Source organism: Snodgrassella alvi (genome assembly GCF_002777745.1).
Lineage (GTDB): Bacteria > Pseudomonadota > Gammaproteobacteria > Burkholderiales > Neisseriaceae > Snodgrassella > Snodgrassella alvi_D.
Genome location: NZ_MEIO01000053.1, coordinates 64,976 through 80,902 on the forward strand (window position 1 = coordinate 64,976; position 15,927 = coordinate 80,902).

A 15,927-nucleotide genomic window follows, 5' to 3' on the forward strand; every position below is an offset into this window, starting at 1 on the left:
TTATGTCTAACAATAAATATCTGTATCTGTTTATCTGTATTCTGGTATAAATGTGCAAATGCTGGTGTTTATGTCGATGAAGTAATAACGGAAATCTGATAGCGTTTTGCTTTACGATGATATATTTCTATGTAATTCAGATGATTATAATAATAAGATTGCATGAATGTAGGCGATTATTGCCAGTGTGGTTGCTGGTATTTGTACAGACGAAAATGATGGTACTGCGCTATGTGATACATGATGTAATGTGCTCAGTGCTTATTCAGTGAGAAGTTAATAATTCCCCCACAAAAACGGTTCCTTACTTATTACACTACAGGTGAATAGTACATAAATCAGGGAATTGTAGTCTGTTACAGTCATGAATATATAAGTTATGTATAGTTAAATAATTAAATTTTATTAATTTTAGTATATGTATAATGGTTATTGCTGTATGTGGTGATATTGTATATTGTTGATATTAATTGTATTTTAAATGTGGTAGCATTTTTTTAATTGTATATATTAAATATATTAATTTAAATGTAATTATATTAACTTGTAAAAAAATAATTTAATTGTTTCATGTTGTAAATTTACATATAATGTTAAGTTTATTGGGTTTTATACAGATATATGAAGTTTGCAATATCTGCATGGCGTGCGGTTAGTCCTTTCCACCAGACGTTAGCAGACTGGCAGCAGTGGGTGGCACAAGGGAGGAGCATCAGTGGTTTAGTAGCCAGAGATGTTGATGTATCTTTTTTACCTGCCATGAAAAGGCGTCGTTTAAGTTCGGCTGCTCGTTTGATGTTTGCAGCATCATGGTCGCTGTTGCCCGAGAATATATCCTGTCCGGTGGTTTTTGTGTCTCATGATGGTGAAATTAACCGCAGTTTTCAATTGTGGCAAAGCCTGATAAAGCAAGAAGAGTTGTCACCGACTTCATTTGCTTTGTCTGTGCATAATGCTATTGTCGGCCAGTGGTCGCTGATGCGCGCAGATATGAGTGAATGTATAGCTTTAAGTGCACGATATAACGGTCTGGAGGTGGGTGTAGCTGAGGCAGTGGGCTTGCTGGAAGAGGGCGCATCGCAGGTGTTGTTGGTGGTGGTGGAAGAACCGCTGGCGGCTGAATATAACGTGGCTGCGGTGCGTGCGCCATTTCCTCTGGCGTTGGGGTTAATCCTCACCGCAGGTGAACAGACAAGTCTGACATACAGTCCGATGATGGCAGAGGCTACAGATAAACCACTTGCTGGCGCGCCGAATTATTACAGCAGCACGCTGGAGTGGATTGTACAGCAGATAACAGCGCAACCTGTGCGCAGGCAGCCTGCTGAGCAAGGAGTCTGGCAGTGGCAGATTGGCTGATGGGCTGGTGTAATTGGGTGTGGCGCTGGTGTGCAACGGCACTGGGTTTTGTGATTTTTGGTGTATTCGGGCTGTTGTTTAAAGTCATTCTGTTGCCTTATACCTTGCCATTGGCAAGGAACAATACATCCAGTCATATACGGGCGCGGCGGTTTGTTGCACGTATCTGGGCGGGGTTTATCTTTTATCTGCGTTTCACCGGTGTTATTTCTGTCCGCTATCATGGTTTTGAGCGTCTCGGGCAGCCCGGTCAGCTGATTCTGGTCAATCATCCGTCCTTGCTGGATGTGGTGTTTATGCTGGCTAAAGTACCTACGCTTAATTGTATTGTTAAAAAGGATCTGTTGCATAACCCGGTAATGAAAAGCCCGATACTTGCCTGTGGATTTTTACCGAATGATGAATCACTGCAAGTTATTGAGGATGCTGATGCAGTGTTGCGCAGTGGGCAAAGCCTGCTGATTTTTCCTGAGGGCACGCGTACCGGATGGGATAACAAAATCAGTTTTAATCGTGGCGCTGTGTCTATTGGGCTGCGCAGTGCTCGTGTGATCACCCCTGTGGTGATTGTGATGAATCCGCCGGCACTGAAAAAGCACCAACCTTGGTATCAGGTACCGAAACAGAAAATTCATTATGATTTTTATGTTGGTGATGATATTGATCCACAACAGTGGTTACAACACAAACCTTTGCCCATAGCGGCAAGAAAACTTAATCAGCAGTTGCAGGAATATTTCCAGCAGGAATGTAATAAAAGAAAGTTGTGAATGAGTGATTTAGTTATTCAGATTAAAGAATTGATTATTGATAGTTTGGGGCTGGAAGACATCACGGTAGATGATATCGGTGATGATATGGCTTTATTTGGTGATGACGGCCTCGGGCTGGATTCTGTAGATGCTCTTGAATTAGGACTGGCGATCCAGAAAAATTTTGGACTGCAAATGGAAAACGACAGCAGTAAGCTGCGTGAGCATTTTTTCAGTGTCAATTCATTAGCCAGCTATATTCAAAGTAAACACTGATAACCTGTTTTTATTTAAAGGGAAAACCGGCATATGACTGAACAGGAAATTTATGCCATTCTGGCAAACGCATTGGAAAATCTGTTTGAAATTGCACCTGAGCGAATTAAGCCTGAAGCTGATTTATTCACGGATTTAGAGATTGACAGCATTGATGCCATTGATTTGATTGATTACATCAAACGCCAGACCGGGCACAAATTACAAGCAGAAGATTTCCGCAGCGTGCGTACGGTAGCTGATGTGATTCAGGCTGTCATGAATAAGGCCAGACAGGCCGACAATGCCTAAGCTATATACGGCTATCAATGCAGTACTTGTGCTGGTTAGTATTCTGTATCCGTTTATCTGGTATTTTGGCCAGAAATATACGGGAGCTATTCCGGTTGCTGTGCTGATGGCCATTATCTGGCTGTTACGGGCTTGGTTTAATAAAAAGCCATTACAGAAGATATTTTCGTGTGCTGTTATGCTTCTGTTTGTGCTGCTGGCCTGGTGGCATTCTGCTACTGCCATGTACTGGTATCCGGTGATGATGAATATGTTGATGCTGCTGGTGTTTGGTGCCAGTTTGTTCAGCAGGCAATCAATCATTGAACGCCTTGCCCGTTTACAACATCCAGACTTGCCTGAGACCGGAGTACATTATACGAGGCGGGTTACCCAGATTTGGTGTGGTTTTTTCTGTATGAACATTCTGCTTACTACAGGCTTGATTCTGGGCAAGTACTGGTACGCCTGGACTGTTTATACCGGTGTGATTTCTTATCTGCTGATGGGAATACTGTTTGGCGGAGAATTTCTGTACCGGCGGCTAAGATTAAAAATGTAAATATGATGATGGCAGAGCAATTCTGGACTGAACGTATCCACAGTAAGGATTTATTTGCTACTGGCGCAGATAATCTGAGCTGGCAGCAGGCTATGCAACAAATAGCTGCATTAAGTCTGTATCTATCCGACAAGTCAGTGAGGCGTGCTGGCTTGTATTTTGATGATGCGGCTAATTTTGCTATTGCTTTGCTGGCCTGTGTGCAGGCTGGTGTTGATGTTTATCTGCCAGCTAGTCTGTCTGATGACAACTGCTACTGGCTGGAACAGACTGTAGATATTTATCTGGCTGATGAGATTACTAATAAGCTTGCCATACCCGCACTGTCAGTATCTGAGTGGGCTGCACTTGGCTATGCAGCAGCAGATTGTAATTGTGTAAATAATATTGCTGTTGTCCTGCAAACGTCTGGTTCTACTGGTGCGGCTAAACAGATTAATAAGGATTGGCACGGGTTATGTCTTGAAGCACAGATATTGGCCACAATGCTACCGGACTCAATGCTTAAAGATCGGCCGGTTGTGCTGGGCAGTGTCAGTGTGCAGCACATGTATGGCTTGTGCTTTCGTATTATGCTCAGCCTGTATCTGGGCTTGCCTATTTACCGGCAGCGTTTGCTTTTTCCTGAAGTGTTGCTGGTAACCAGTCAGACTTTCAGAAATGTTATTTGGATTAGTAGTCCAACTTTGCTGCATACCTTGCGGTTGTCCCATGATGTGTCTTTGGCTCAGGGACATGTTGTTGCAGTTATTTCTGCTGGCGGGGTGCTGGCACAAACCAGTAAGGCTTTTCTACTTGAGCATATTTGTCCCAATGTGGTGGAAATTTACGGCAGTACAGAAACAGGGGCAATAGCCTATCGAAGGGATCAGTCTTACTGGCAGTTTTTTCAGGATGTCAGACATAGAGTTGATGAAACTGGTTTGGCTATTCAGTCTCCGCGCTGTACGACGGAGCAGACTCTGGCTGATGCAATAGTCGAATATGAAAATGGTTTCGAACTATTGGGACGGCTGGATCGTATCATTAAGCTGGCTGATAAGCGCATTTCCCTGATGCAACTGGAAAATAAGCTCATGGCACATGAGTGGGTGGCTGATATTCACATTTTGAAGCATCCTGAGGGCAGTCATTTGGCCGCGTGGGTGGCTTTGAATGATGCCGGTATTCAGGCATGGCGTGAGCAGGGGCGCAAACAGCTGATCCTTGAGTTGAAAGAATGTCTGGCTGGAAGTCAGGAAAGAATTGCACTGCCTCGCCACTGGCGATTTACAACTGCTTTACCTCGCAATGCTCAAAGTAAGCTGAATCCGGCTGATGTACAGCAGGCTATTTTACAGCCTGTTACTCAACCCATCGTTTTGGAAAGTAAATTTATTTCGGCTAATGAATACTGGCTACGCATACAGGTTCCGCTTGATCTCGTGTATTTCAGAGGCCATTTCGATGTATTTCATCTGGTACCGGGTGTAATCCAGATTAAATGGATTATAGAGTTGCTGCAACAGTGTTCATGGTTAGTCCAGATGCCATTACAGATGGAAAATCTAAAATTCCAGCATTTTCTGCGGCCTGCAGATGTGGTGGAAATGGTGTTTAAACGTGATTGTGTGCGCCGGAAAATATCTTTTCAGTGCACAATGCATAATAAAAAAATTACTTCTGGCCGGCTGGTGATTCCCAATAGCGAGAGTAATGCGTTATGAAATTGCTGGCAGTGATTCCGCATTACAACCATGTGCATACTGTAGGTAAGGTGGCACAGGCAATACAGGCTTTCGGGATAGACTGCCTGATTGTGGATGATGGTTCTGATGATTCGGCGATAACGGCACTACAACAATTGTCACAGCCTGATATTGAGGTGATATATCGTGCCCAGAATGGAGGCAAGGGTTCAGCGGTAAAGGACGGGATAAAGTATGCTGCCCTGCATGGCTATACCCATGTATTGCAGGTAGATGCAGATGCGCAGCATTGTCTGGCAGATACACAAAAACTGGTGGCAGCAGCCATGACACAGCCGCAGGCTGTAATTTGTGGCCAGCCGGTATATGGTACGGACACACCCAAAGCACGGCTTTATGGACGCAAGATTACTAATTTCTGGTTAGCAGTGAATACTCTATCGCTGGATATCAAGGATGGTATGTGCGGATTCCGTATTTATCCACTTGCACCGACTGTTGATGTGATTAACAGTGAATATATTGGCAATTACATGGATTTTGATGCTGAGATTCTGGTACACCTGCATCGGCGCGGTTGTGTTTTTGTCTGGATTGATACGCCGGTGACTTATGCATCTGACGGTGTTTCACATTTTCGTGTCTGGCAAGACAATATCCTGATTTCCAGAATGCATGCGCGTTTATTTTTCAGTATGTTATGGCATGTACCCGGCCTGTTGTGGCGCCGCTGGCAAAGGAAAATACATGACTAAATCCAGCCGTCATTGGGCAAACCAGCAGGAACGTGGCAGTAACACGGCTTTGTTGCTGACTCGCTATCTGGTTAAGTACTGTCCGCACTGGATTTTGTCGCCGATAGTTTGTCTGGTAGTAGCGTATTTTTATCTGACTGCGGCGGCGGCACGCCGTAATGTGGCTCGCTATCAGCATTTACTCGCACAAAACTGTGCTGAACTGGCACCAGCTTTAGCCAGAAAAGGTTCGGTTTTCCGGCAGTTTTATGCTTTTGCTCAGGCTATTGTAGATCGCTTTGCAGTCTGGCAGGGGCGTATCAGTTATGAAGACTTAATTATTCATGACTCAGATAATCTTTCTCAGGATATTGAACAGCCGGTTGCAGGGACGACTGGACAGATATTTGTTTGTTCGCATCTGGGGAATACGGAAATTTGCCGTGCTCTGGTCAGAAAGCACCAGAATCTGGTGCTAAATGTATTGATTCACAGCGGTCATGCAGTGAAATTCAATCAGGCATTACAAGATGCCGGCGCTTGTCGGATTCGTCTGATTCAGGTGACATCGCTGGATGCAAAAATGATGATGGAGTTAAATGAGCGCGTGCAGCGTGGTGAGTGGCTGGCTATTGCTGCTGACCGGGTACCGGTACGCGGTGAAAAAACTGTGGCCGTACCGTTTTTGCAGCAGATGGCACGCTGGCCGCAGGGACCTTGGTTATTGGCAGGATTGTTGAAAGTTCCAGTTAATACGCTGTTTTGTATCAGGCAGCAGGGTAAATACCATTTGTACTTACAGCGTTTTGCTGCCAGTGTTAGCTGGCAACGGCAGCATCGGGAACAGTGTATTGAGCGGTATGTCAGACAGTATGCGCAATTGTTGGGTGCTTATTGCATGAAGGCGCCAAGACAGTGGTTTAATTTTTTCGATTTTTGGAATCAGGATGACAGGACAGCATAAGCAGTTGCGTCACAGTACGGTGCTGGAAGTACCTTTCTTTGATGTTGATTCAATGGATATTGTCTGGCATGGACACTATGTCAAATATCTGGAAGTGGCGCGCTGTGCTTTTTTAAGTGCTATCGGCTATGATTATAATGTCATGAAAGCCAATGGTTATGGCTGGCCGATTGTGCAATTGCAGCTAAAGTATGTGCGGCCAGCTATTTTCGGACAAAAAATCCGCATTGAAGTTATTTTAAAAGAATATGAAAGCTGCCTGAAATTTGATTATGTGATCAGTGATTGTATCAGCGGTGAAAAACTGACCAAAGCTTCCAGTATGCAAGTGGCCGTGTGTATGGTCACGCGGGAAACCCAGTTTCAGACACCGGATAGCTGGTTACAGGCAGTCAGACACGCTATGCAGAATGGCTTGAAAGGGGAAATTTAATATGTTGAAAAAATGTTTATTGGTGTGCTGGTGCTGGCTGCTAAGCGGTATTTTATGGGCATTTGATTTAACTGATTTACAAAATCAGTTGCAACAACCGCAAAGTATTAAGGGCGATTTCACCCAGCAACGTTATCTGCGCGGTACCGGCAAGCCGATTGTAGCGCAGGGACAATTTGTGCTGGTACCAAAAGCCGGTTTGTTATGGCAGATGAAAAAACCTTTTGCCGATACTATGCGGGTGCGTAAATCTGGTATTGAGCAGCTTACTGCGAATAATCAATGGATAGTCAGCAAGCAGTCGGCCAGTGCGCAAAAAAATCAGGTGAAGCTGTTTCTGGATCTACTCGCCGGGCAAACGGGTGGTTTACAAAGCCAGTTTACCCTGCAATTAGAAGGTACTGCGCAGAACTGGCAATTGCATTTACAACCGAAAAGTGTATTGATGAAACAGATTTTTACCAGCATCGATATTTTGGGTGATGGTGTTGTAAAAAAAATCACGCTGTCTGAAGTGCAGGGCGATCGTACAGAGATTACATTTTCTGCTCTGAAGGTGAATGCAACTCTGAGCAAGTTTGAACAAAATGCCGTTTTACCGTAAACGTATTTGGGCATGGCTGTATTTGCTGCTGATTGTTTGCGTAGCAGCTGCATTATTGTGCAGTTGGTTACAACGGAATCGTCTGGACACTGATTTAACCAGCTTGTTACCGGCAGATGGGCAAAGCATACAGGCACAGCAGCTAGCTAAAATGCGCATGAATCAGCGCATGAACCGTGACATTGTGCTATTAGTGGGCAGTGATTCGCCTGATAAAGCAATGGCAGCGGCACAGACACTTCAGAAAAAATGGCATGATACTGGTATATTTGAGTCTGTTACTGGCAAAATTGAGCCCGATGTGACGGCATTGCAGGCCAATATGCAGCGTCTGCGTCTGGCAGTGATATCAGAAGACAGCTGGCGCAATATCATGAATCAGCCCAGAGAAGCTTTTACCAGACAGGCACAGGCTTTGGTTAATCCTTTTGCTGAACGTAGTGTATTGCCTATTGAACAGGACTGGCTGGGGCTGGGCAACATCATCATGCATCAGGCCAGTCAGGATAGGCCAGTTTTTTATAATGTCCAGACTGGCTGGCTGAATATTGATGATGATACTACAACATGGATTTTGTTACGGGCGCGTTTACCGGAAAAAGCCGGTCTGATTAATATACCTGATGGCCTGCTTACTTTGATTCATGATACGCAGGCTTCTTTAGTACAGCAAAATGTGCAGGTGCTGATGGCAGGTGGCGCTATATTTGCTGCAGAAAATAAAGCCACCGGTGAACGGGAAAGCCAGTATATGAGTACGCTGGGCATGGGTTTGACTTTTCTGTTGTTGTTGTTACTTTTCCGTAGTCTGCGTATTTTGTATTTACTGCTACCTCTGGCTGTGGGTATTTTGTTTGGCATTGCGGCAACTGTGACCTTATTCGGACATATTCATATTTTGACATTGGTGGTCGGAACCAGTCTGATGGGTGTATTACTGGATTTCCCTCTGCACTGGCTGGCCAGCGGTGTGATTCAGCAACAATGGCAGCGTTGGCAAGCTTTACATATGGCCAGTAAGGCTTTTTTGTTGAGTCTGATTATTACATTACTGGGATATGCAGCTTTACTGATTACGCCACTGCCGATATTGCAACAAACGGCGATATTTTCTGCTGCTGCGCTGATTAGCGCATTTCTATTCAGTTTGCTGTGTTTACCTGTACTTTTTAACACTACTCAGGCACGTATTCATCCACGGGCTTTGTATGTCATGCTTACTCTGGGCAGTATGATAATCAGTTGTCGTGAGATAATAATACAGAAAAAATGGCTGCCATTGTTGGTGTTATTGCTGCTGGCCGGTGGTCTGCTGCGGTTGGATACCCATGATGATATCCGTCAGTGGGTGAATCTGTCGCCAGAATGGATGGCACAGGCACAGAAAATTGGTGTACTTACCCAAACTATGCCGTCGGGACAATATTTTGTGCTACAGGCAGATAATGACGATGAATTGTTAGCCAAAAGTCATGCTCTGGGACAATCGTTACAGACCGAGATTGCACAAAAGCAATTATCCGGTTTTCAGTCTCTGGATCAGTGGATTACGCCGCTTAGGGTACAAGAACAACGCCAGCAGGATGTAGGTCGGTTAATGACTAATACTGAAAGCTGGCAGGATTTAATCCGCCTGGGTATAGATGAGCGCAATATTCTGGATTATTTGTCCGGTTTACAGCAGCAGCCACTGCAAACTATTTCCCAGAGTCTGGATAATGATCTGGCTACTGCTTGGCAAGATTTATATTTGGGCAAAATGGCCAATGGGCAGGTTGCTGCTATTGTCAGTTTGTCAGGAGTAAACCATGTTTCTGCCTTGCAAAAGCTGGCTGATGAAAATAACGGTATTTATTTTGTCAATAATTTATATTCATTAAATCAGTTATTTACGCATACTCGTAATCAGGCCATCGCGCTGAAAGTGGCCTCTTATCTGCTGGCTATTGTGTTACTGGCTTATATTTTTGGCTGGCGTAAGGGCGTGCTGCTTTTGGCTGTACCTATTCTGTCTTCATTGTTTTGTCTGGCGATATTTGCTTATGCAGGCTGGTCGTTATCTTTGTTTGCGATTTTTGGTCTGTTTCTGGTAACTGCTATTGGTATGGATTATGCCATTTATGTGTCAATCAAACAGATGGCTGTTGCTGAACGTCTCGCCGGTGTGTTGTTAGCCGCAACTACCACAATGATTTCGTTTGCCATTCTTGGTTTCAGTGCGACACCGGCTATTGCCAGTTTTGGTCGCAGTGTTGCTTTTGGCGTATTTTTTAGCATGATACTGGCTCTGGCTTTGCTGCCCAGAGCATCAACAAGGGGTTGTGATGAATCAGTTTGATGTGGTGATTATTGGAGCCGGGCCGGCAGGGGCGATTGCCAGTGCTTTATTGAATAAAAAAGGTTATCGTGTTTGTGTATTGGAAAAGCAGGCTTTTCCCCGTTTTGTGATTGGTGAAAGCCTGTTGCCACACTGTATGGAATTTATTGCCGAAGCAGGAATGCTGGAAGCTGTGAATGCTGGTGTCAAGGATGGTTTCCAGTTTAAGAATGGCGCTGCATTCAGTTGGGGTGATCGCTATACCACTATAGATTTTACGGATAAATTTTCATCAGGTCCGGGCACAACTTTTCAGGTAACGCGTACCCGTTTCGACCATATTCTTATCAGTGAAGCGCAAAAGCAGGGGGCGGAGGTTCGTTTTGAGCATAGTGTGAATGGTATTGAATTTGAGCAGGATGTGGCTGTGCTGTCGGTAACAGATACACAGGGTATGCCTTATCAGATTCAGGCGCAATTCGTACTGGATGCCAGTGGCTATGGGCGGGTACTGGCAAAATTGCTGAATCTGGAACAGCCGTCTTCATTACCAGAGCGCATGGCTTATTTTACTCATATCGATGACAACGTCACTGATACAACCTTTGACCGCAATAAGATTCTGATATGTACCCATCCTGATCTACGCGATGTATGGATCTGGTTTATTCCGTTCAGTAATAACCGTACTTCCATTGGTGTGGTGGGTTTGCCTGAACGTCTGAATAATCATGGTGCTGAAGGTGCAGAGGCAATTTTGCGAAAATTTGTTAGTGAAGTGCCGATGCTGAAACGCATTCTGGTTAATGCACAATGGCATAATGATGTACCGTTTCGGACTTTGCGCAATTACTCTGCCAATGTTAAAACTCTGTATGGGCAGCGTTTTGCCTTGCTGGGGAATGCTTCTGAGTTTCTCGATCCGGTTTTTTCTTCCGGGGTGACCATTGCTATGCATTCGGCCAAACTGGCTACAGATGTACTGCACCGGCAGCTTTCAGGAGAAGCAGTAAACTGGCAGCAAGATTATGCTGATGCATTACAGGTGGGTGTCAATGCATTTAAAACCTATGTCAATGGCTGGTACAGTACTGCTTTTCAGGATGTAATCTATGCTGAACAGGTTAATCCTGAAATCAGGCGCATGATTAGCTCCATTCTCGCCGGCTATGCGTGGGATGAAACCAATCCATATGTGATCAATTCGGAACGCCGTCTGGCGGTGCTGGCAGAAATATGTGGTCAGGCCAAGATATGCTAAAGATTGTTTTTTTCTGGCTGATTTTAATGTTTGGTTTGCATGGGTGCCATAGTGTTCCCGTAATTGACTCCTTACCAGTATTAAAGCAAACGCTAAGTTTACAGGTAACTGATGCAGATGGAAGTAACAGTCTGCTGTTAATTGAGCAGCTAACAGCACAACAATGGCGCTTTGTGCAGGTAAATAGTCTGGGGGCGCCAGTATCCAGACAGACTCTGCAACAAGGTAAGTGGCATAACGATGGTTTTCTGCCACCCAACCCCAAAGCGCGGCAATTATTTACTGCTGTTTATGCTTATCTTGGCCATCAGCATCACTGGCCTGTACCCGCTACGTTGAATGATGTCAGAATTTCTCCCAGTGCCGATGGTGCTGGTGCTGATATCAGCTGGCATAAACAGCATTGGCAAATCAGGGAGATGGCTAATGATTAAGCCGGTTTTTTTAAGCCGTCCGGCAATGGTCAGCGCGCTGGGCTGTGGTGTGCATGAGCATATGAGTGCGCTGTTGGCGAAGGAAGGCAACTATCTTACCAGTAGCGATTACTGGGTAAGCGGTCAATCGTATTTATTTGGTAGAGTGCAGTCTCCTCTGCGACCTTTACCGGCTGATTTAAAGCCTGATTTCTGTAGCCGCAATAATCAGTTGTTGTGGCATGCACTTTTTCAGATTGAGGACGATATCCAGACTGCAATTGCCGAATATGGTGCCGACCGTGTCGCTGTGGTGCTGGGGACATCAACAACAGGTGGTGATGAGAACCGAGCTGCGCTTGAACACGGTTTTATCCGGCAGGATTGGGCGAACAGTGGTTACAATCAGGCTTTGCAGTTAATGTCTTCACCGGCAGATTTTGTTGCTCATGTATATCAGCTAAGCAATGTACATTATGGTATCTCAACTGCCTGTACTTCTGGTGCACGGGCATTAATCAGTGCAGCCCGTTTACTGCGCATGGGTATGTGTGATGCGGTAATTTGTGGCGGGGTAGATACGCTGTCAGCGCTAACTATTAATGGTTTCCATGCATTACAAGTGTTATCACCCGGGCAGTGCCAGCCATTTACAGCCGAACGTAATGGCATAAATATCGGTGAGGCGGCCGCTGTATTCGTGATGACCCGAGATCCGACTAAAGGTTTGCCATTATTGGGCTATGGCTCCAGCAGTGATGCCTATCATATGTCCAGCCCGCGACCTGATGCTGCGGGCGCCAGAAAAGTGATTCAGCAGGCCTTACACAAAGCACAGTTGCCGGCCAGTGCCGTGGGCTGGGTTAATCTGCACGGTACCGGTACTATTCAGAATGATGCTATGGAAGCACTGGCTATTCACAGTGAATTGGGTGCAGAAGTTTCCTGTGCTTCAACCAAGGCACTAACCGGCCATACACTTGGTGCTGCCGGCGCCCTTGAAGCAGCTTTTTTATGGATGGTTATCAGTCAGCAAACCAATCCTGCTGGTGAGTTACCCCCGCACCGGGCTAATGCACTTCTCGATCCGGAATTAGCACTTATTCATCTGACTGGTTTTCAGGAAACATTTGTTGCCGACAGTCCGCGCATAGCCTTAAGCACTTCATTTGCCTTTGGTGGTAATAACGCGGCATTGATTATGGGGAGTAATGATGCAAACCCCGATTTATGATGTAGCCGCCTTGCTGCCACATAGTGGCAAGATGGTGCTATTAGATGAAATTGCTGCTTACGATGAGCAAAGTTTGACAGCATATGCTTGTGTAAAACCACAGCAGATACTGGTTACCGATGGTTACTTACCTTCTTGGGCTGCCATGGAAATCATGGCTCAGGGCGTTGCAGCATGGGCTGGAGCGATAGCTCATGATGCTGGTGAACCGGTGCGGCTGGGTTTCTTGCTGGGGACAAGAAAATTACAGCTTTATTTTTCTACACTACCGGTGCCGGCTGTATTGCAGATTAAGATTCAAGCATCTTTACAGGATACCAATGGCTTTGGCGTTTTTGATAGCCAGTTATGGCTGTGTGATGAAAACAAAGAACCAGATCAGTTGCTTGCAGAAGCAGCACTTAATGTATACAGCCCTACTGAGAACATATTAACGCATGATGATGAATAACGATAAAACCATTTTGGTTACCGGTTCTGCCCGCGGTATTGGTAAAGCCATAGCACTGACTCTGGCGCGGGCAGGCTGGGATATTGTGTTGCACTGTCGCAGCCAGCGTGCTGAGGCTGAAAAAGTGGCGGCAGACATTGCCACATTTGGTGGTCGTAGCCGCATACTGACTTTTGATATCAGTGACCGGCAGGCATGTCAGGAAACTCTGCTGGCTGATATAGAGCAGCATGGTGCTTATTATGGTGTGGTATTGAATGCCGGTATTACTCGCGATAATGCTTTTCCTGCGCTAAGTAATGAAGACTGGGATCAGGTATTGGGTACGAATCTGGATGGTTTTTTTAATGTTCTGCACCCACTGATGATGCCGATGATACGCCGGCGCAAAGCAGGGCGGATTGTTTGTGTTGCTTCTGTTTCGGGGATAACCGGTAATCGGGGACAGGTAAACTACAGTGCTTCCAAAGCTGGCCTGATTGGTGCTGCCAAAGCACTGGCAGTAGAACTGGCCAGACGTAAGATTACTGTTAATTGCGTGGCACCCGGGCTGATTGAAACAGAAATGATTGATGAGCATGTACCTGTTGCCGAAATTCTTAAAGCTATCCCTATGAATCGAATGGGGCAGGCAGAAGAGGTAGCCCATGCTGTGGCTTTTCTGGTATCGGAACAGGCCGCTTACATTACCCGGCAGGTATTGGCTGTGAATGGAGGATTATGTTGAGACGTGTTGTGATTACAGGCATGAGCGGTGTCAGTGCACTGGGGCATGACTGGCCGACGGTAAAAAACGGTCTGCTGGCTTACAAAAATAAGGTAGTCTGCATGGATAGCTGGGAGCGGTATAAAGACCTGAATACCAGACTGGCTGCGCCGGTTTCAGATTATCGTCCGCCAGCTCACTGGACGCGCAAGCAGTTGCGCAGTATGGGGAAAGTGGCCCAGATGTGTACACAGGCGGCAGAAGACGCACTGGCGGATGCAGGATTGCTCGGAGAAGAATCAATAAAAGATGGGCGTATGGGTGTTGCATGTGGTTCATCTACAGGTAGCCCGCAGGATATTCGTGATATCAGTGAACTTGTTCTCAATGGCAGTTCTGCGAATTTTAATGCCAATACTTATGTGCGCATAATGCCACATACTACTGCTGCTAATCTGTCAATTTTCTTTGGTCTTACCGGCCGGGTAATTCCTACATCCAGTGCATGTGCCTCTGGAAATCAAGCCATCGGGTATGCCTATGAAGCAATCAAATATGGCAAGATTGATATGATGCTGGCAGGAGGAGGAGAAGAATTATGTGTTTCCGAAGCTTTTGTATTTGATTCTCTGTTTGCCACTAGTTTGCGTAATGATACGCCGGAACTGTCACCATGCCCCTATGATGCCGGCCGTGATGGGTTGGTTATTGGTGAAGGTGCAGGTATTCTTGTGCTGGAAGAATATGAAATGGCCAAAGCCCGTGGAGCCAGAATTTATGCTGAGATAGTTGGGTTTGCCTGTACCAGTGATGGTTCACACATTACTCGTCCGGAACGCACTACCATGCGCCGTTGCATGCAGATGGCGCTTGAAGATGCTCATCTGCCGGCTGCTGAGGTGGGATACATTAATGGTCATGGTACGGCAACTGAACAGGGTGATATTGCTGAAACTCTTGCAACTGCGGATGTTTTTGGTTATGTGCCGATAAGCTCGCAAAAAAGTTATCTGGGACATACATTGGGTGCCTGTGGTGCACTGGAATCATGGTTCTCGATTCAGATGATGAATGAAGGCTGGTTTGCGCCTACTCTGAATCTGAATCAGATCGATAACCGTTGTGGCGAACTGGACTATATAGTCAATAGTACACGTACAATTGATACTGAATTTGTTATGAACAATAATTTTGCTTTCGGTGGCGTAAATTCTTCTCTCTTATTTAAACGGATGGGCTAACCGGCCACTGATGCCAGTTAAAGGCATAGTTATGCCAATGGCCAAAGCCATAAGTACAGTTTTGTGCTAATACCGAGCAGCTAGCAGGGTAAACTACACTAATATGCCAGTGCTCATCAATGACACAGCTATAGGCCTGCACAGGAGAATTTAAAGCTGGAATATGGATTCCATCATATCCGGTTGGTATCAGACACCAGCGGCGCATGTCAGTTAACTGGCCATGACTGATTTTGATAAACGCTTCTTTAAGCGTCCATAACTGGTAAAAAGCGGTGGATAAATCCGGTTGCTGTGCTAGCCACTGTTGTTCATTATCAGAATAGCAAAGCTGTGCCAGTGCCAGAAAATCGCGTTCCTGTGCATACTCCATATCAATACCGGGTATATGCTGTACAGAGGAGCAGGCAATCAAACCGGCGTACCCTTTTTTATGAGTCAGAGAAAAACGGCTATAGGAAGCAGAAAGCTGTTGTTTTAAAAAACGGCTGCTTTGCCAGTCAATACGCTGAGCTAATCGTGGGTATTGTTGCAAACGCTGTTTATCTGCCTGATCCAGTTTCAGACTGCTGTACTGGCCGGACACATCAGCAGAAGCTAGCAGAATTAGGCAGTCATGGTTCATCATGTAGTACACTTTTTATTTATTAAAGGAGTAAGGA

At 45.5% G+C, this 15,927-nt stretch carries 18 protein-coding genes; 17 read left to right on the forward strand and 1 reads right to left on the reverse strand.

Translation table 11 applies throughout. The features are described 5' to 3' along the window. Positions 1-621: 621 nt before the first annotated feature. From BHC51_RS07645 to BHC51_RS07725, 17 genes are read left to right on the forward strand one after another with little or no spacing between them, the layout of a single operon-like run. Positions 622-1,359, forward strand: a complete 738-nt coding sequence (locus BHC51_RS07645) for a beta-ketoacyl synthase chain length factor (protein ID WP_100123544.1) — start codon at positions 622-624, stop codon at positions 1,357-1,359. Then, positions 1,359-2,129, forward strand: a complete 771-nt coding sequence (locus BHC51_RS07650) for a lysophospholipid acyltransferase family protein (RefSeq protein ID WP_100153750.1) — start codon at positions 1,359-1,361, stop codon at positions 2,127-2,129. Before BHC51_RS07645 ends, BHC51_RS07650 begins: the two co-directional genes overlap by 1 nt. Next, positions 2,130-2,387 carry a phosphopantetheine-binding protein gene (locus BHC51_RS07655; RefSeq protein WP_100099420.1) on the forward strand — a complete coding sequence of 86 codons (258 nt, stop codon included), beginning with the start codon at positions 2,130-2,132 and terminating at the stop codon, positions 2,385-2,387. Between the two features lie 33 nt (positions 2,388-2,420). Then, complete coding sequence (locus tag BHC51_RS07660) at positions 2,421-2,678, forward strand: acyl carrier protein (RefSeq protein WP_100099419.1); 258 nt, start codon at positions 2,421-2,423, stop codon at positions 2,676-2,678. Then, positions 2,671-3,219 (forward strand): hypothetical protein, encoded by a 549-nt coding sequence (locus BHC51_RS07665; RefSeq protein WP_100099418.1) that lies wholly within the window; start codon positions 2,671-2,673, stop codon positions 3,217-3,219. The genes BHC51_RS07660 and BHC51_RS07665 overlap by 8 nt, the downstream gene beginning before the upstream one ends. Before the next feature lie 2 nt (positions 3,220-3,221). After that, positions 3,222-4,925, forward strand: coding sequence for an AMP-binding protein (locus BHC51_RS07670; RefSeq protein WP_100099417.1), 1,704 nt, complete (start codon positions 3,222-3,224; stop codon positions 4,923-4,925). Beyond that, positions 4,922-5,662, forward strand: coding sequence for a glycosyltransferase family 2 protein (locus tag BHC51_RS07675; RefSeq protein ID WP_100123543.1), 741 nt, complete (start codon positions 4,922-4,924; stop codon positions 5,660-5,662). Before BHC51_RS07670 ends, BHC51_RS07675 begins: the two co-directional genes overlap by 4 nt. Next, entirely contained in the window at positions 5,655-6,605 is a 951-nt protein-coding gene (locus BHC51_RS07680; RefSeq protein ID WP_100123542.1) for an LpxL/LpxP family acyltransferase, read from the forward strand. The genes BHC51_RS07675 and BHC51_RS07680 overlap by 8 nt, the downstream gene beginning before the upstream one ends. Further along, positions 6,589-7,038, forward strand: a complete 450-nt coding sequence (locus tag BHC51_RS07685) for an acyl-CoA thioesterase (protein ID WP_100099414.1) — start codon at positions 6,589-6,591, stop codon at positions 7,036-7,038. Before BHC51_RS07680 ends, BHC51_RS07685 begins: the two co-directional genes overlap by 17 nt. Position 7,039: 1 nt before the next feature. Further along, entirely contained in the window at positions 7,040-7,642 is a 603-nt protein-coding gene (locus BHC51_RS07690) for an outer membrane lipoprotein carrier protein LolA (protein ID WP_100123541.1), read from the forward strand. After that, complete coding sequence (locus tag BHC51_RS07695) at positions 7,617-9,980, forward strand: MMPL family transporter (protein WP_218966396.1); 2,364 nt, start codon at positions 7,617-7,619, stop codon at positions 9,978-9,980. The genes BHC51_RS07690 and BHC51_RS07695 overlap by 26 nt, the downstream gene beginning before the upstream one ends. After that, positions 9,967-11,220, forward strand: a complete 1,254-nt coding sequence (locus BHC51_RS07700) for an NAD(P)/FAD-dependent oxidoreductase (protein WP_180296461.1) — start codon at positions 9,967-9,969, stop codon at positions 11,218-11,220. Before BHC51_RS07695 ends, BHC51_RS07700 begins: the two co-directional genes overlap by 14 nt. Continuing rightward, a complete protein-coding gene (locus BHC51_RS07705) occupies positions 11,214-11,654 on the forward strand; it encodes a hypothetical protein (protein WP_100136302.1) in 441 nt (146 codons plus the stop codon). The genes BHC51_RS07700 and BHC51_RS07705 overlap by 7 nt, the downstream gene beginning before the upstream one ends. Next, positions 11,647-12,867 carry a beta-ketoacyl-ACP synthase gene (locus tag BHC51_RS07710; RefSeq protein WP_100153723.1) on the forward strand — a complete coding sequence of 407 codons (1,221 nt, stop codon included), beginning with the start codon at positions 11,647-11,649 and terminating at the stop codon, positions 12,865-12,867. Before BHC51_RS07705 ends, BHC51_RS07710 begins: the two co-directional genes overlap by 8 nt. Then, the gene (locus BHC51_RS07715; protein WP_100099408.1) at positions 12,848-13,318 is read left to right on the forward strand and encodes an ApeP family dehydratase; all 471 of its coding nucleotides are present in this window, start codon (positions 12,848-12,850) and stop codon (positions 13,316-13,318) included. The genes BHC51_RS07710 and BHC51_RS07715 overlap by 20 nt, the downstream gene beginning before the upstream one ends. Continuing rightward, positions 13,311-14,045 (forward strand): 3-oxoacyl-ACP reductase FabG, encoded by a 735-nt coding sequence (gene fabG, locus BHC51_RS07720; RefSeq protein ID WP_100099407.1) that lies wholly within the window; start codon positions 13,311-13,313, stop codon positions 14,043-14,045. The genes BHC51_RS07715 and fabG overlap by 8 nt, the downstream gene beginning before the upstream one ends. Beyond that, positions 14,039-15,265, forward strand: a complete 1,227-nt coding sequence (locus BHC51_RS07725; protein ID WP_100123536.1) for a beta-ketoacyl-ACP synthase — start codon at positions 14,039-14,041, stop codon at positions 15,263-15,265. The genes fabG and BHC51_RS07725 overlap by 7 nt, the downstream gene beginning before the upstream one ends. On the opposite strand, the gene BHC51_RS07730 is transcribed toward BHC51_RS07725, so the two are convergent. Beyond that, positions 15,249-15,893, reverse strand: coding sequence for a 4'-phosphopantetheinyl transferase family protein (locus tag BHC51_RS07730; RefSeq protein ID WP_100123535.1), 645 nt, complete (start codon positions 15,891-15,893; stop codon positions 15,249-15,251). The genes BHC51_RS07725 and BHC51_RS07730 overlap by 17 nt on opposite strands. Between the last annotated feature and the right edge of the window lie 34 nt (positions 15,894-15,927).

Bases quoted from the DNA above. Each gene is read 5' to 3' on its own strand.
- BHC51_RS07645 (WP_100123544.1), top strand. From the start codon at position 622: ATGAAGTTTGCAATATCTGCATGGCGTGCGGTTAGTCCTTTCCACCAG.
- BHC51_RS07650 (WP_100153750.1), top strand. From the start codon at position 1,359: ATGGGCTGGTGTAATTGGGTGTGGCGCTGGTGTGCAACGGCACTGGGT.
- BHC51_RS07655 (WP_100099420.1), top strand. From the start codon at position 2,130: ATGAGTGATTTAGTTATTCAGATTAAAGAATTGATTATTGATAGTTTG.
- BHC51_RS07660 (WP_100099419.1), top strand. From the start codon at position 2,421: ATGACTGAACAGGAAATTTATGCCATTCTGGCAAACGCATTGGAAAAT.
- BHC51_RS07665 (WP_100099418.1), top strand. From the start codon at position 2,671: ATGCCTAAGCTATATACGGCTATCAATGCAGTACTTGTGCTGGTTAGT.
- BHC51_RS07670 (WP_100099417.1), top strand. From the start codon at position 3,222: ATGATGATGGCAGAGCAATTCTGGACTGAACGTATCCACAGTAAGGAT.
- BHC51_RS07675 (WP_100123543.1), top strand. From the start codon at position 4,922: ATGAAATTGCTGGCAGTGATTCCGCATTACAACCATGTGCATACTGTA.
- BHC51_RS07680 (WP_100123542.1), top strand. From the start codon at position 5,655: ATGACTAAATCCAGCCGTCATTGGGCAAACCAGCAGGAACGTGGCAGT.
- BHC51_RS07685 (WP_100099414.1), top strand. From the start codon at position 6,589: ATGACAGGACAGCATAAGCAGTTGCGTCACAGTACGGTGCTGGAAGTA.
- BHC51_RS07690 (WP_100123541.1), top strand. From the start codon at position 7,040: ATGTTGAAAAAATGTTTATTGGTGTGCTGGTGCTGGCTGCTAAGCGGT.
- BHC51_RS07700 (WP_180296461.1), top strand. From the start codon at position 9,967: ATGAATCAGTTTGATGTGGTGATTATTGGAGCCGGGCCGGCAGGGGCG.
- BHC51_RS07705 (WP_100136302.1), top strand. From the start codon at position 11,214: ATGCTAAAGATTGTTTTTTTCTGGCTGATTTTAATGTTTGGTTTGCAT.
- BHC51_RS07710 (WP_100153723.1), top strand. From the start codon at position 11,647: ATGATTAAGCCGGTTTTTTTAAGCCGTCCGGCAATGGTCAGCGCGCTG.
- BHC51_RS07715 (WP_100099408.1), top strand. From the start codon at position 12,848: ATGCAAACCCCGATTTATGATGTAGCCGCCTTGCTGCCACATAGTGGC.
- fabG (WP_100099407.1), top strand. From the start codon at position 13,311: ATGAATAACGATAAAACCATTTTGGTTACCGGTTCTGCCCGCGGTATT.
- BHC51_RS07725 (WP_100123536.1), top strand. From the start codon at position 14,039: ATGTTGAGACGTGTTGTGATTACAGGCATGAGCGGTGTCAGTGCACTG.
- BHC51_RS07730 (WP_100123535.1), bottom strand. From the start codon at position 15,893: ATGATGAACCATGACTGCCTAATTCTGCTAGCTTCTGCTGATGTGTCC.